We start from the raw sequence: 12507 nt of genomic DNA on the forward strand, positions 1-12507 counted from the left end.
TATACATTCATGATTTCAGCAAACGATTTTATTCCATCACAATATACACATTCGATTGAAGAAGGCAATTTTCAATGGAGCGCACCCAGCAATATTGCCCTTGTAAAATATTGGGGAAAAAAAGACAATCAAATTCCTGCAAATCCTTCGGTGAGTTTTACGTTGAACAATTGTAAAACAATTACGAAATTGGCTTTCACCAAAAAAAATACTTCAACTGCGCTAAACATAAAAGATGATTTTTCTTTTGACTTACTTTTTGAAGGACAACCAAAAGAAGATTTCAAACCAAAAATCCAAAAATTTCTGGAGCGAATAGAAATTTATTTACCTTTTTTGAAAGACTACCATTTTACGATTGACACGGAAAATACCTTCCCACATAGTTCCGGAATTGCTTCATCAGCATCTGGAATGGCAGCTTTGGCGATGAACTTAATGAGTTTAGAAAAAGCGCTAAATCCAGGAATGACTAAGGAGTATTTCTATCAAAAAGCGTCTTTGCTGGCGCGTTTGGGTTCTGGAAGCGCTTGCAGAAGTGTAAAAGGACAAGTTGTAGTGTGGGGAAATCATGCAAATATCTCCGGAAGTTCGGATTTATTTGGCGTGGAATTTCCAAATGCAATTCATGCTAATTTCAAGAATTTTCAAGACACTATTTTGCTGGTTGACAAAGGAGAAAAGCAAGTTTCAAGTACCATTGGACATGATTTAATGCACAACCATCCTTTTGCCGAAAGGCGGTTTGCACAGGCGCACGAAAATTTAGACCAATTAATTTCAATTTTCGAAAGTGGAAATCTGGACGAATTCATCAAAATTGTAGAGCGCGAAGCCTTGACGTTACATGCCATGATGATGACTTCGATGCCTTATTTTATATTGATGAAACCAAATACGTTGGAGATTATAAATGCGATTTGGAAATTTAGAAATGAGACTACAATTCCGGTTTGTTTTACGCTGGATGCCGGAGCAAATGTGCATGTTTTATATCCTGAGAATGTTGCCGAAAAAGTTTTACAATTTATTCAGCACGAATTAGTTGGCTATTGTCAAAATGGTCAGTACATTTGTGACGAAATTGGAAATGGAGCGGTATTGCTTTAATTTATTTATTTTTCACTATCTTTAATTTTTAAAGACCTGAAAACATGGACATTCAATCCGAGAAATTAGAATTGATAAAAATGTTGTTAGAAACTGACGACACAGCCATAATTGAAGCTGTGAAAAACATTTTCAAATCACAAAAAAAAGAGGTTTGGAAAAATTTATCACCTGAACAACAAGAAGAAATTGACCTTGAAATTCAGGAAGCGAATCGTGGCGATCAAGTTGATTTATAAAACAGCACATTAAAAAATGCCTAATTGCCAACCCCCAAATTGTTAATTTACAACACCATATGAAAGGACCTTTATTTTACTCAAAAATACTACTCTTTGGAGAATACGGAATAATTCGTGACTCAAAAGGGCTTTCAATTCCATATAATTTTTATAATGGTGCGCTCAAAAGAGACGGAAATTCGTCTGAAGAAGCGGTAAAATCAAATGGGAATTTAAGGCGTTTTGTTATCTATCTAGACACTTTACAAGACGAACACCCCAATCTGGTTACTTTTGATTTAGACCTCTTGAAAAATGATGTGGAAGCCGGAATGTATTTTGATTCCAGTATTCCTCAGGGTTATGGCGTAGGTAGCAGTGGTGCACTTGTAGCCGCTATTTATGATAAATATGCTCAAAATAAAATTACGGTTCTGGAAAATTTGACTCGTGAAAAATTATTGCAGCTAAAAAATATATTTTCTCAAATGGAGAGTTTTTTCCACGGAAAAAGTTCTGGATTAGATCCTTTGAACAGTTATTTGAGTATCCCTATTTTAATCAATTCTAAAGATAACATTCAAGCAACCGGAATTCCAAATCAAAGCTTTGACGGCAAAGGAGCCGTATTTTTGTTAGATTCTGGAATTGTGGGCGAAACCGCTCCCATGGTGAATATTTTCATGGAAAACCTGAAAGACAAAGGATTCCGCGCCATGTTGAAAAATCAATTTGTAAAATATACAGATGCCTGCGTTGAAAATTTCCTGGGCGGAGACATGAAATCATTGTTCATGAATACCAAGAAACTATCTAAAGTGGTCTTGAATAACTTTAAACCAATGATTCCGGAACAATTTCACAGCATCTGGCAACAAGGAATTGACAGTAATGATTATTATTTGAAATTATGTGGTTCTGGTGGCGGTGGTTACATCTTAGGATTCACAGAAGATTTAGAAAAAGCCAAAATTTCCCTGAAAGAGTATAAACTAGAAGTCGTGTACCAGTTTTAAACATCCTTTCCCCAACCCTCTTCAAAGGAGAGGGAGAAGAAAACCTAAAATAGCACCCTTATTATTGGGAGCACATTCTTAAATAAATCTAAATGTTAAGCAGGCACCACAAACTTCTCCTAATGAAAATTGCAAGTTTGTTCTCTGTGGTTAGAGGCTATAACATTCCGGTCATTATCCTGGCACAATACCTCTCAGCCATATTTATTTTGGCTCCTGACACAAGAGCTTTGGCTATTTTACTCGATTTCAATTTATTTATCTTGGTTTTTGCTTCATCACTAACAATTGCTTCGGGATATATTATCAATAATTTTTATGACAGCCAAAAAGATTTAATCAATCGCCCTAACAAGTCCATGTTAGATCGATTAGTGAGTCAAAAAACAAAACTAAACGTCTATTTTACATTGAATTTCATAGTTGCCTTAATGGCTCTGTTTGTTTCTTGGCGTGCTTTTTTATTCTTTTCCCTATACATTTTCGTTATTTGGTTTTATTCCCATAAAATAAAAAAATACCCTATAATAGGAAATTTGACAGCGGCTTTACTTGCCGTGACCCCTTTTTTTGCCATACTATTGTATTACTACAATCAGATCCCGTTTGAAGAAATTGAAAATTACAAAAGACAGCTTGGAGTAATATTTGTGCATGCCTCTTTTTTGTTCTTATTGCTGCTGATTCGGGAAATGATTAAAGACCTAGAAAATCTGAAAGGCGATTTAATTACTGATTATAAAACGATTCCCATTGTTTATGGAGAAGAAATTTCAAAAAAAATCATAACCTTTTTGACACTCCTTACCGTTTTCCCCGTTTATGTTTTAATCGAAATTTACGATGTGGGATATATGGATATTTATTTTTATTCCTCGCTCATAATCCTTATTTTATCCTTGCTTTACTTGTGGAAATCAAATGCTAAACCACAATTTCTATTGCTTCATAATGTCCTGAAATTTTTAATTGTCTCTGGAGTATTTTGTATTGTACTGATTGATCCGAGTGTTTTATGGCACGGCAAAAGATTGCTGATGATGCTTTAGACAATCCCTTTTTAAGAATTACTAAAAAAAACCTCTATCATCAGGCTAGGCATTCTCTTGAAATAGAAGAAGGGTTCTATGGGCTATAAATTAAAATAAACAATATACTTAATAAAAAAAAGGTCGAAAAAAGGTCGAAAAGGCTAATAAAATCAAGCTCTTACAGAAATGTAAGGGCTTTTTTTGTGTAAAATTGAAATGTACAAGTACTATCGTTTACTACCATTATCCTACCGCTTTCCTTAGCGCTATACTACCGTTTGAATGATCTATTACAACCAAGCAATAAAAAAGGCATTAAAAAGGCTAATTTACCAACAAAATAAGTACTTATAAGAACTTTGAATACTTATTTAAACACTTTTTAAACGGTTCTTATTGGGTGTTTAAACGCTTTTTGTGTACATCTCAAAAAAATCCCTTTTAAATCAATGGGTAACCTAATGGGTCACCTCATGGGTCACCTCACAAGCGCAAAAAAAACAAGATGCAATACCCCATAAATAGCAGTTTTTAGAATGAAACTAATGTTTTTTATTAGATAATTACCCCCCTAGCGCACAAATAAGTATATTTAAAAAACATAAGTAATTGATTTTTAATTATTTATGTTTTAATACATGGAGTTGATCCTCACAGATGCCTTGATTAAGGCTAAGCCCTTGATGTTCTTGATGTGGAAGTCCTTTGGCTGGTGGTGGCGGTTCTCACTAACTAACTTCACGTAATCGGTTCCTAATTCACTTTTATGGAGCCATTTTACCATTACAAACTCATCGCCATCATTATTGATCAATGACACCAGGTACATCTCACCCCAAAACATGTTGTCTATCTCATTAGCCACTTTTTTATACATAATTATATCACCGGACTTGAGTAGCGGGTACATACTATCTCCACTAACATAAATCGCACCATCGCATTTAGGTAAATTGGGAATTGTGATGTGATCTACTGGGGTTTCTGTGCTGGAATCCCTAAATAATGCCACAACTGATGCTGAGGCTTGGATATCGTAAAGCGGTACCGACTGATGTTGAATATTAGTATCTGTTTTTAACCTAAAAACATTACTGTTAGTTGTGTCTTCTATTTTTAGCATTGGCTCTTTTCCCATCAATAGCCATTCGGGACTAATTTCTGGACAATTTTCTATTATTTTAATTAGTATTCCTTCTCCTAGATCTGCTTTTCTATTCAATTGCTTACCAAGATAGCCATTTGAAAGGCCGATTTCTTTCTCAAATGGCGAAGGCTTAACACCTTTGTAATCAATGTATTTGTATAGTCTTTCAATTGCTTTCATAAATAAAATAGAAAAAAGGTTATTTTTTGTTTTGTAAATAGAAAATTGTCTATATATTTGCCTTTCAAATAAGAAACAAAAAAAGCAATGAACAAAGCTAATCAAAAAAATAAGAAGTATACCTACGATCCTAAAATATTGGATGCACTGGTTACTAAGTATGGAATGACCAAGGTATACATCAGAATGTGCTTAAAAGGTGATAATAAAAGTCTTACGGCTGATAAAGTTCAAGCGGATTATAAGTCACTAAAAAATCAATTTTCGGAAGCTCTGGAAAAATTCAACAACAAAAACTAAAAACCATGAAGACTAAGATCATTCACCACGTAAACGAAGACTTCACTAGTGAAGTAATTGAAACGATCACTCTACAAGGTGGCGCAATACGAAGCATCACATTTAGTGAGCCTCAAGCACTTTAATTAAAAAATACACAATTTGGAAACTCCATACGAATTTCACGATAAGAAACTAGGTGTTAAGATCAAGTATTTGATTTATGACCGCCACTTTCATAGCGATAGCTTAAAAGTGATAAGCTACAAGGCTATTAATGGCCGTATGAAGTCGTCAACGTGTACTGAACAACAGTTGCGCCGGGCTTCGCTAGGTAGTGATGCACTTGTATTGCACGGTTCTTTATCACAAGAGTGGAAAGATATGTTAGTGATACATTTTGGTAAGCCAAAAGAGGAAATAAAAAATAGCTGGTTTGCGCAACACTATGTAGCTGATCGTGCAGCGTGGGATTTTTACACAGGCTACACGTATGGCGAAAAACTAAGACTTGAACTAGACACGATTGAGTTGTATGTATATCAAGCCTCAGTGCTAAACACGGTGCTACTTATCAAAAACAACCGTCAGCAATATGTAAAAGCATTGGGTTGTGCTAAAGTAGATATTTGGGATAGTTTGAGTAAAGATGTAAATGCTTTTAGAGAGGTAGATCACAAACTGCCAACTACTAAGGATTCACTACGCTACAAGGTTACAAAGTATGCAAAAGAGGGTTATCCTGCTGTTATATCTGGGAAGTTTGGAATGCAAAACGCATTGAAAGTTAAGGAGCGAGAACAAGAGGCTTTAATTGATGAGCTACTTGCAAAGCACACCAACCTAGACAATGAATTGATAGCCTCACTTTATAACATGGTAGGGGAACGCTTAAACTGGCCATCGATCACGGCTCAAACTATTGGGAATCGCAAAAAAGAGAGTAACCTAGTTATTTATGCAGGTCGTAATGGAGTTTCAGCATTATCAAATAATATGTTGATGCAAAACAAACGTCAAGCGCCATCAACGCCAATGTTGTATTGGACACTAGACGGGTGGGATGCAGAACTTTTGTATCAGAAACCAGTGAGCGACAGTAAAGGACAAACAAGAATGACCTATCACAATCGCTTAACTATGGTAGTTGTTTTGGATACTTTCAATAAATACCCAATAGGTTATGCTATTGGATCACACGAGACTCCAGAGCTTATAAAAGAAGCCATGCGCAACTCCATCAATCACACAGCTGAGTTATTTGGTCAAAAATACAACCCTAGACAGTTACAATCTGATAATTACCAGTCAAAAGTATTGACACCTGTTTATCAAGCGTGCGCAAAGTTCTACACTCCCGCAAAGGTGAAAAATGCTAAAGCCAAAGTAATTGAGCCTTACTTCAATCACATCAACAAAAAGTATTGCAAGCTAATGGATAACTGGTCTGGGCATAACGTGAATAGTGGTTCTAAAAATCAGCCCAACTCTGAGATGCTAAACAAGTTGAGTAAGTTCTTTCCTGATGAACAAGGATGTCACCAACAATTAGAACGAATCATAGAAGCAGAAAGAGCTAAAAAAGTTGATGAGTACCTAAGCAATTGGCAAAAAGTAGATGAAGCGTTGAAACTACCAATGCCGCAAGAAAACTTCTTACTAGCATTGGGTAAAACATCAGGACAAACCAACAGATTAGTAGGTTCTGGACTAAATATCAAGATTGAAGGCAGTAAGCAAGTATATGACTCTTACGAGCTAGAATTTAGGAAACAAGCACACCAAGATTGGAATGTATTGTTTGATCCTCAAAATATAGATCAAGTTTTAGCAGTAAGTGCAGATAGCAAGCACCGCTTTTTACTAGAACGAAAATATGTTCAAGCAATGGCACTGGATGATCGAGGCGAAAACGATGCAATGGAGCTTAAAAGAGTAAACGATTACAACAAAGCAGCGATTCAGTACATCACAGACGAACGAAGCGAAAATAGGGATTTATTAGAAAACCTCTTTGAGAACCCGCTACTAAGTGACACTCTGGCCAAACATTTAATAGTTGATTCAAGAGGACAACACAAGGACCAACGAAACAAGCAACGACTAGGAGAAAAAGTGTTACTCAAGCAAGAAATAAAGATTGAAAAACAAGCCGAAAAAACGTGGCAAGAAGAGCAAAACGATTATTACCAACAAAAAACAGACATTAACAAATACTTACAACAATGACAACAGACTTGAAAAACCAAATTGTACAAGAACTAGAAAACTACCTTGAACTACACAAAATGTCGGCTAACGAGTTTGTGAAAAAGTCAGGAATTAATGAGGCTTACGTGTCTAACATGCGAAACAAGAGCTTCAAAATAGGTCCTACTGAAATTGCTGAAAGATGGTTCGAAAAAGTGGCCCAATTCATAGGCCTAGCACTTAAAAAAAGCTATTGGACACCAGTACAAACCAATCAAATGACCGCAATGATGCCAATTCTTGAAGATTCTAAAGAACACGGCTTAACTAATGTGGTGATTGGCGAAACGGGAAGCGGTAAAACATTTAACTCTGAGTTGTTTGCCAAAGCCAACCCACTCGACACATTTATTGTCAAAGTTGGAAGCTCTGATAATCTATCAGATTTGATAGATAAGATTTTAGAAGGTGCCAAAATACCACACTCAAAAACCAAGTCAAAAAACATCAATGGCATTGTAAAATTTATGCAAAAGCAAAAGTTTGACGGATTGAAACCACAATTAATTTTTGATGAGTGCGAGTACATGAAACAACCTACACTGGGAATGATGAAAGAGTTTTACGATGATCTAAAAGGGCATTGCTCGATAGTGTTGATTGGTACTGATGAACTCATTGACAACCTAGATAAACTAAGAAAACGTAAAAAAGCAGGAATGCGCCAGTTTTACCGCCGTATCAAGTTTGGAATACGAGTGTTGCCAAACATCGATAAGAACTACAGAGGTTTCCTGGACAACATTCAAGACAAAGGTTTATTAAGGTTCTTAAAATCAAACTGTGAGAACTATGGCGAATTGCACGACTGTTTAGTGCCAGCGATGCGAGAGGCAGACAGAACTGGTGAACCGCTAACAGAGTTGTTTGTTAGAAAAGTGTTAAACATACCAACGTCAATGTTTTAATGAAAAAAGCACTCACAGTAAACAACATAGTAAATCAAAAAGTAACGCTCATTGACTTCAATAAAACACACCCTCAATTGTATCAAGCATTTGGGAACCCTCAAAACAAGGGAATTTGGTTTGTTTGGGGTGGTTCTGGTTCTGGTAAGAGTAGTTTGCTTTTAGATTTAGCCAAAGCGTTCTCAGAAAGCTATAAAACTATTCATAACGAACTCGAAGAGGATTTAGATGATTTAGATTTTATCAATCGCATACGATTAAAAAACATGCAAGATGTAAAGGATAATTTTCTAACGGCATCCTACAATTACGAAGAGCTGTGTGAGTATTTAGAAAAGAGAGACAGTCCAAAAGTGGTGATCATCAATTCAGCCACCTATTTTTTTAAGGACTTGCAACAATATTTTGAATTTACAAACAAGTATAAACGAAAGAAAATTATTATCGTTTCGGGAATGGCAAAAAGTAACAATCCCTACTCAGAGTTAGAAACAAAGATCATGTATGACGCCAATAAAAAGATTTTTGTTTCAGGCTATCAAGCCCTTTGCAAAGGTAGAACGATAGGACCCAATGGAGGTGTGTATATCATCTGGGCGGAGGGTTATGAAAAAATAAGAGGAACTCAAGAACAAAACAACTGACATTATGAAAACAACAACAGAAAAACTAGCAATTACAGAACACGAATACGAAATGATGGTTTTTGGATTTTACTCCCGCTGGTGCGAAAGCGTAATCACTAACATGAGAGACTTTCAAGCAATTCTCTCTAATGCAGCAGTCAATGCTTGGTTCTTAATGGAACTAACAAAATGCGAATCAGAATTTCATTTATCAACAGATCGCTATATCGATTTACCAACAATAACCAAAATAGACATGCAAAACTGCTATAACGAAAGCACTTTTAGGTTGTTTAATCTTAGACCTATGCCTCTTTTAGAAAAAGCAAAAACCAAAATACCAAAAGGAACTCAAGTGTTTAACTCCATACTCCAAAACTAATGACCCCACAGCATCGAAAAAACAAAATAGCAGAGCTAGAGCAATGGTTAAGGGATAATCCCAACCACGCTAACCGCACCATAATAGAAACCGACTTGCGTAAGCTCACAGAACAACAGCAAGGCAGAACCTACGAACGTGACACCTTCGATTTAAGAAACTATAATATTTACAATGTATGAGTAACGAAGATATCTACCAACGACTTGAAGACTTACACAACGTGCTCGTGTATTGTTCGGATTTGCAAAAGCAAGGTCGCATTCATGTTTTTAAAACTGGGGAGCGCATTTGCATAAACCAAGAGCGTGGCGCACTGCTTTCACAATTAAGCCACTCGAATAACGAAACGTTTAGCCACGAAGTTCGGGAGTATAAAATGCCAGTAGGAATTGAGGTAAAAATCAAGTTCACCATCGAAAAAATAGAAGCCACTGGATGGGGTGGCTTTTCAAATGAAAAATTTATAAAGTAAACACAAATTAATAATTATGAGTACAGCAACAATCGAAGCACCAGTAGATTTAACCAAATTTTCACCTGCACAACTAAAGGCAGCACTACAGGCTCAGGAAACAAAAAAAGACGATGACAGAATCGCTTATAAAGAACTCGTTGAACAAACAGTTCCTAAAGCCATTTTTAAATTATGCCTAGCATCAGAAACCTTATCGAATGCCAAAACCGAAGCGTTTCAATACTTCGAGGACATTTTGAAACTCAAAGCCGATGTATACGGAATCAAAGAAAAACAGCAGTCCCATACTTTCTCCTTTGAAGGTGGCGAAGTGCAAATAGGCTACCGAATTACGGACGGTTGGGATGACACGGTAAACGCCGGGATTGCTAAAGTAGAAAAATACATTAGCTCGCTTGCAAAAGATGCCGAAACGGCAGCACTGGTCGATATGGTTTTTAACCTTTTGAAAAAAGACGCTAAAGGAAACCTAAAAGGTAGCCGAGTTTTAGAGCTGCAAAAATTAACCGCCAAATTCAGTAATGAAGAGTTTACCGATGGTGTTGATATCATAAGTAAGTCGTACAAACCGGTGCGCTCGGTTTGGTTCGTTGAAGCCGCACTGATTGACGAAAACAAAAACAAAACGCCAATCCCTTTGTCAATGTCTGCGGTTGATTTTTCTAAAGGGTACAAGTTTGAGTTTTACAACGAAGTAATTGCAGAAACCAATGCACCCGAGTAATTCAGTAACGGCACTATTGGCAATATTGCTGATAGTGCTCAACGGGAAAGCCATCGTTGAATATGTATTATGGCTACGATTTAAGATAAGAACCACCTTTAAACAATATGAAAATAGAGATAACCATAACGCCGATAATTGACCACGAAAGCTACGATTTGAACGGCCACGTGATTTATAAAGACAGCCTAGGAAACTGGTCTTGTAAAGCGGATTTGACCGCAAGGCAACATCAGGCTTTTCGGAATTATGAAAAGCTGATCATCAAAAACGAGAGATTCAAAAAACATACAAAAGCAACTTACAAGGGTTAGGTTAATTCGGTTTCCCGAGTGGCGAAATGGTAAATGCGTCCTTTTTGTAGGACTGACTTAGGCAAGGTTCGATTCCTTACTAGCGATTGGAAAGACTAAGCAATGCGGGTTCGAATCCTGCCTCGGGAGCAAATTTTAAAACAACAACAAGATGTCAAAAAAAGATCAGTATTTAGAAATTATTTTACAAACAAATGAGTGGTTTGACAAAAAAATAGGCCAGTTGCAATTAATTATTGAGAACGAAAAAGATTCCAAAATTTTAATTCAAGGTAAAGACGGTGAAAAAGTTGAGTTGCCTGAAGATTTAAAAAACGGCTTTTATTTTGGTATACAAACAGCAATTGAAGTATTTGGAGAGTTTCCAGTTAAAATAACTAAACCTAATGACAACAACTAAATCACCCTATCTATTCGAGGGGCAAGGCTCCGCAATAGATGACTACAACGCCCCAAAAAAGCAATTGCAAACTATTGTTCAAGGTGGCAGAGCTCACAGCAAAAACAAATGGGGTTTGTTCGACAAAGACAATCAGCAGCACAAAACAATCCTATCGCTACTACGCCAGGCGCAATGGGTGGTGCCCAATGACAAATGGGGCGAAGTTCCCGACATCAGCAGATTGAGTGATTTTCTTATGAGTGATAAATCACCCGTTAATAAGCCGCTCAAAAAGATGGAACCTGAGGAGGTTTCAAAGATTATCGAAGCATTTAAAGGAATCGTAAAATCAAAATATAAGTAAGATGAATGGAATTATTTGGATTGGCGGGTTTTTTACGGGAATGTCATTTGCCCTTTTTATGACTATTTTTTTTGATACATCAAAAAAGAAAAAAAGAAAATTAAAACCAACAGATTTATATTGTTTTGAATGCGAAATCGAAATGCCAGTCAAAGAAAAAAACGGGCAGTTTTATTGTTCAAATTGTGGCTTATACCATGGAAGAAAAATATAGCATCACAGAGGTATGCCCTCACGACATAGCCGAAATAAGAGTGATTAGTACCACTTGTGGCTGCGAAACTACTGCAGAATTTTGCATAGAATGCCATAAGCAATTAACCCAACCCAAAACAGAATGTTGAAATGAAACCGATTAAAACTAAAGTCACGCCTGATCAAATAATGGCACTAGAAAAGTTGATGAACCAAATCGAAGATTATAAGGCAATCTCGTTAGAAGAAAAAGTAACCCGCTCGGTTCTTTTCGATATTTCAGACAAAATACACGCTCGATACAGAAAAATAATAAAAAGCGTTGACCTGTTTAGCAATAAGAAATTAATCGGTTTAGAACTTAAATTTCACGAGGGATATGCTCTTTATTCATTTATTCAAATTTTTTTACCAAAAATTCCAAACCAAGAAAAGGCGCACAATGACTTGTTAAAACTGAGCCTTGATTTACACCAAAAACTACAACAATGAATAAAACAATCTACATCGCCGGGAAAGTTACCGGACTACCCGCAGAACCAACCGCACTCAAATTCAAAGAAGCTCAGGACGAACTCGAAGCAAAAGGCTTTGACGTCATAAACCCAATTGAACTCATAGACAACCCAAAAGAGGACTGGGACGTGGCAATGAGCAAATGCCTTGAAGCTTTAGAGTTTTGCGACGCCATTTATATGTTACCGTGCTACACGGACAGCAAAGGCGCAATGATAGAACATAGAAAGGCCACCAAGTTAGGGCTGCACATTTATTACGAACTGGAAACAATTATTTAATGGAGCAACTAACCACCTACCGCGCACACAATGTCATTAAGTTAAGGTTTTATTGTTTTGATTTACAGCTATTTATTGTATTTAAAATTAGGTTTTTTATAGT

18 protein-coding genes and 1 tRNA gene are annotated in these 12507 nt (G+C 36.5%); 18 read left to right on the forward strand and 1 reads right to left on the reverse strand.

What is annotated here, in order from left to right:
• Positions 1–9 precede the first annotated feature (9 nt).
• The 4 genes from EKL95_RS14435 to EKL95_RS14450 all read left to right on the forward strand — a co-directional run bounded on the left by EKL95_RS14435 (position 10) and on the right by EKL95_RS14450 (position 3396).
• Positions 10–1110, forward strand: coding sequence for a diphosphomevalonate/mevalonate 3,5-bisphosphate decarboxylase family protein (locus EKL95_RS14435; RefSeq protein ID WP_126561262.1), 1101 nt, complete (start codon positions 10–12; stop codon positions 1108–1110).
• 44 nt (positions 1111–1154) lie between these two features.
• Positions 1155–1349 carry a hypothetical protein gene (locus EKL95_RS14440; protein WP_126458256.1) on the forward strand — a complete coding sequence of 65 codons (195 nt, stop codon included), beginning with the start codon at positions 1155–1157 and terminating at the stop codon, positions 1347–1349.
• Positions 1350–1408: 59 nt separating this feature from the next.
• A complete protein-coding gene (locus tag EKL95_RS14445; protein ID WP_126458259.1) occupies positions 1409–2347 on the forward strand; it encodes a mevalonate kinase in 939 nt (312 codons plus the stop codon).
• A 92-nt stretch (positions 2348–2439) separates the two neighbouring features.
• Positions 2440–3396, forward strand: a complete 957-nt coding sequence (locus EKL95_RS14450; RefSeq protein WP_126458262.1) for a geranylgeranylglycerol-phosphate geranylgeranyltransferase — start codon at positions 2440–2442, stop codon at positions 3394–3396.
• Positions 3397–4009: 613 nt separating this feature from the next.
• On the opposite strand, the gene EKL95_RS14455 is transcribed toward EKL95_RS14450, so the two are convergent.
• On the reverse strand, positions 4010–4705 hold the full coding sequence (locus EKL95_RS14455; protein ID WP_126564501.1) for a helix-turn-helix transcriptional regulator: 696 nt from the start codon (positions 4703–4705) through the stop codon (positions 4010–4012).
• A gap of 87 nt (positions 4706–4792) precedes the next feature.
• Here EKL95_RS14455 and EKL95_RS14460 point away from each other — a divergent pair, with 87 nt between their 5' ends.
• The 14 genes from EKL95_RS14460 (at position 4793) to EKL95_RS14525 (ending at position 12404) form a co-directional block, all read left to right on the forward strand.
• Entirely contained in the window at positions 4793–5005 is a 213-nt protein-coding gene (locus tag EKL95_RS14460) for a hypothetical protein (RefSeq protein ID WP_126564502.1), read from the forward strand.
• A 141-nt stretch (positions 5006–5146) separates the two neighbouring features.
• On the forward strand, positions 5147–7213 hold the full coding sequence (locus EKL95_RS14465; RefSeq protein WP_126564503.1) for a hypothetical protein: 2067 nt from the start codon (positions 5147–5149) through the stop codon (positions 7211–7213).
• Positions 7210–8142: an AAA family ATPase gene (locus tag EKL95_RS14470; protein WP_126564504.1), complete on the forward strand. Its 933-nt coding sequence runs from the start codon at positions 7210–7212 to the stop codon at positions 8140–8142. Before EKL95_RS14465 ends, EKL95_RS14470 begins: the two co-directional genes overlap by 4 nt.
• Entirely contained in the window at positions 8142–8786 is a 645-nt protein-coding gene (locus EKL95_RS14475; RefSeq protein WP_126564505.1) for a hypothetical protein, read from the forward strand. Before EKL95_RS14470 ends, EKL95_RS14475 begins: the two co-directional genes overlap by 1 nt.
• Before the next feature lie 4 nt (positions 8787–8790).
• Complete coding sequence (locus EKL95_RS14480; protein ID WP_126564506.1) at positions 8791–9150, forward strand: hypothetical protein; 360 nt, start codon at positions 8791–8793, stop codon at positions 9148–9150.
• A 178-nt stretch (positions 9151–9328) separates the two neighbouring features.
• Positions 9329–9625, forward strand: coding sequence for a hypothetical protein (locus tag EKL95_RS14490; RefSeq protein WP_126564508.1), 297 nt, complete (start codon positions 9329–9331; stop codon positions 9623–9625).
• A gap of 16 nt (positions 9626–9641) precedes the next feature.
• The gene (locus tag EKL95_RS14495; protein WP_126564509.1) at positions 9642–10352 is read left to right on the forward strand and encodes a DUF3164 family protein; all 711 of its coding nucleotides are present in this window, start codon (positions 9642–9644) and stop codon (positions 10350–10352) included.
• A 107-nt stretch (positions 10353–10459) separates the two neighbouring features.
• Positions 10460–10666, forward strand: a complete 207-nt coding sequence (locus tag EKL95_RS14500) for a hypothetical protein (protein WP_126564510.1) — start codon at positions 10460–10462, stop codon at positions 10664–10666.
• Between the two features lie 12 nt (positions 10667–10678).
• A tRNA-OTHER gene (locus EKL95_RS14980) sits at positions 10679–10795 on the forward strand.
• 22 nt (positions 10796–10817) lie between these two features.
• Positions 10818–11066 (forward strand): hypothetical protein, encoded by a 249-nt coding sequence (locus EKL95_RS14505; protein WP_126564511.1) that lies wholly within the window; start codon positions 10818–10820, stop codon positions 11064–11066.
• Positions 11053–11412, forward strand: a complete 360-nt coding sequence (locus EKL95_RS14510; RefSeq protein ID WP_126564512.1) for a hypothetical protein — start codon at positions 11053–11055, stop codon at positions 11410–11412. The genes EKL95_RS14505 and EKL95_RS14510 overlap by 14 nt, the downstream gene beginning before the upstream one ends.
• A gap of 1 nt (position 11413) precedes the next feature.
• Complete coding sequence (locus EKL95_RS14515; protein WP_126564513.1) at positions 11414–11626, forward strand: hypothetical protein; 213 nt, start codon at positions 11414–11416, stop codon at positions 11624–11626.
• A 131-nt stretch (positions 11627–11757) separates the two neighbouring features.
• Entirely contained in the window at positions 11758–12099 is a 342-nt protein-coding gene (locus tag EKL95_RS14520; protein WP_126564514.1) for a hypothetical protein, read from the forward strand.
• Entirely contained in the window at positions 12096–12404 is a 309-nt protein-coding gene (locus EKL95_RS14525) for a DUF4406 domain-containing protein (protein WP_126564515.1), read from the forward strand. Before EKL95_RS14520 ends, EKL95_RS14525 begins: the two co-directional genes overlap by 4 nt.
• The last annotated feature ends 103 nt before the right edge of the window (positions 12405–12507 follow it).

The sequence above is a fragment of the Flavobacterium sp. LB2P53 genome (assembly GCF_003970305.1).
Lineage (GTDB): Bacteria > Bacteroidota > Bacteroidia > Flavobacteriales > Flavobacteriaceae > Flavobacterium.

What these genes read in the sequence shown, in the direction of transcription:
- EKL95_RS14470 (WP_126564504.1), top strand. Translation starts at nt 7,210, where the DNA reads ATGACAACAGACTTGAAAAACCAAATTGTACAAGAACTAGAAAACTAC.
- EKL95_RS14515 (WP_126564513.1), top strand. Translation starts at nt 11,414, where the DNA reads ATGAATGGAATTATTTGGATTGGCGGGTTTTTTACGGGAATGTCATTT.
- EKL95_RS14480 (WP_126564506.1), top strand. Translation starts at nt 8,791, where the DNA reads ATGAAAACAACAACAGAAAAACTAGCAATTACAGAACACGAATACGAA.
- EKL95_RS14510 (WP_126564512.1), top strand. Translation starts at nt 11,053, where the DNA reads ATGACAACAACTAAATCACCCTATCTATTCGAGGGGCAAGGCTCCGCA.
- EKL95_RS14525 (WP_126564515.1), top strand. Translation starts at nt 12,096, where the DNA reads ATGAATAAAACAATCTACATCGCCGGGAAAGTTACCGGACTACCCGCA.
- EKL95_RS14475 (WP_126564505.1), top strand. Translation starts at nt 8,142, where the DNA reads ATGAAAAAAGCACTCACAGTAAACAACATAGTAAATCAAAAAGTAACG.
- EKL95_RS14490 (WP_126564508.1), top strand. Translation starts at nt 9,329, where the DNA reads ATGAGTAACGAAGATATCTACCAACGACTTGAAGACTTACACAACGTG.
- EKL95_RS14435 (WP_126561262.1), top strand. Translation starts at nt 10, where the DNA reads ATGATTTCAGCAAACGATTTTATTCCATCACAATATACACATTCGATT.
- EKL95_RS14445 (WP_126458259.1), top strand. Translation starts at nt 1,409, where the DNA reads ATGAAAGGACCTTTATTTTACTCAAAAATACTACTCTTTGGAGAATAC.
- EKL95_RS14455 (WP_126564501.1), bottom strand. Translation starts at nt 4,705, where the DNA reads ATGAAAGCAATTGAAAGACTATACAAATACATTGATTACAAAGGTGTT.
- EKL95_RS14440 (WP_126458256.1), top strand. Translation starts at nt 1,155, where the DNA reads ATGGACATTCAATCCGAGAAATTAGAATTGATAAAAATGTTGTTAGAA.
- EKL95_RS14505 (WP_126564511.1), top strand. Translation starts at nt 10,818, where the DNA reads ATGTCAAAAAAAGATCAGTATTTAGAAATTATTTTACAAACAAATGAG.
- EKL95_RS14520 (WP_126564514.1), top strand. Translation starts at nt 11,758, where the DNA reads ATGAAACCGATTAAAACTAAAGTCACGCCTGATCAAATAATGGCACTA.
- EKL95_RS14500 (WP_126564510.1), top strand. Translation starts at nt 10,460, where the DNA reads ATGAAAATAGAGATAACCATAACGCCGATAATTGACCACGAAAGCTAC.
- EKL95_RS14460 (WP_126564502.1), top strand. Translation starts at nt 4,793, where the DNA reads ATGAACAAAGCTAATCAAAAAAATAAGAAGTATACCTACGATCCTAAA.
- EKL95_RS14450 (WP_126458262.1), top strand. Translation starts at nt 2,440, where the DNA reads ATGTTAAGCAGGCACCACAAACTTCTCCTAATGAAAATTGCAAGTTTG.
- EKL95_RS14495 (WP_126564509.1), top strand. Translation starts at nt 9,642, where the DNA reads ATGAGTACAGCAACAATCGAAGCACCAGTAGATTTAACCAAATTTTCA.